The 1,307-nt window shown below is 75.1% G+C and carries 1 protein-coding gene; it reads left to right on the top strand.

Translation table 11 applies throughout. The features are described from left to right. On the top strand, positions 1–1,307 hold a 1,307-nt coding region (locus ACOV8S_RS01060; RefSeq protein WP_448315395.1), incomplete at both ends, for an outer membrane protein assembly factor BamB family protein.

The raw sequence follows: 1,307 nt of genomic DNA, 5'->3' as shown, positions 1-1,307 counted from the left end.
CCCGGGTGCCGATCGGGCCCGGGCCGGTGGTCGCCGAGGTGCGCGCCGCGGCCGGCGCCCGCGCGCCGCTGCCGGAGTCAGGTCTCGCCGCCTCCTGGTCGCGGCCCCAGCAGGGCGCCGCGCCGGTGCCCCAGCAGCAGGTCGGGCAGCCCGGCCCGGCCGGCGACGAGCAGCCGGCGGACGGCCGGGGCGGCTGGCGGCCATGGCGCTTCCGGATGTCCAACGACGTCTGGGGCACCCCGGAGGTGGCCGACGACCTGGTCTACGTCACCTCCTTCGAGGTGCACGCCCTCGACGTGCAGACCGGGCGTCGCCGCTTCAAGACCCGCGACGTCGCCTGGTCGATGAAGGTCGCCGACGGGCGCATCCACGCCTCCGACGGTCCCACCCTGTTCGCCCTCGACGCCCGTGACGGCTCCGACCTGTGGCGGCTGTCCGCCGAGGCCTGGGTGTACTCGCTGCAGGCCGAGCGCGGTTACGTGCTCACCGGCACGCGCGGCGGCGGCGTCCAGGCGTGGGAGGCGTCCACCGGCCGCAGGCTGTGGCAACTGCACGGCGCACAGACCGACTTCGAGACCCCCGAGGCCGGACCGGCGCTGCACGAGGGCACCGCCTACGTCTGGCAGGACGCCCGGCTGCGCGCCCTGGACATGCGCACCGGCGAGGAGCGGTGGTCGTACCCGATCGGCGACGCGGCCTCCTGCGGGGGCGTCCCGGTACGGCTGAGCCACGCCTCCGACGGGTGCGTGTACGTGTCCGCCGGCACGCGGGTGCTGGCGATCAACGTGGCGAACGGCCACGTGCACTGGCACTTCGAGGCGCCGGCGGTCTTCCTCGGCCCGCCCGCCTTCGTGCCGGGCGCCGCCGTGACGGGCGGCGGGGTGTACCTCGCCGACTACCTCGGCACGGTGTACGCGCTGGACGCGGCGGACGGCCGGGACCGGTGGCGGATCGCCACCGAGGCGCGGTCCTCGGTGGAGCCGGTGCTGGTCGCCGCCGGGCACATCCACGTCGCCAGCGGCAAGGGCCTCTACACGCTGGACGCGGTCACCGGCACGCCCAAGTGGCGCTTCCAGGCGGGCGGGGACATCGTGGGCGCGCCGGTCGTCGCCGAGGGCCGGATCCACTTCGGCTCCAGCGACCACCTGCTGTACACGCTCAAGGCCGACGACGGCCGGCTGCGGTGGAAGCTGGCGACCGGTGGGGAGATCACCGGGTCGCCGGTGGTGCGGGGCGGTGTCGTGTACGCGTGCAGCAAGGATCGGTGCGTCTACGCCCTCGACGCGGAAAAGGGCCTGTCTCTTATA

Source organism: Streptomyces sp. CO7 (assembly GCF_053474865.1).
This window is presented reverse-complemented; position numbering and strand designations above follow the sequence as displayed.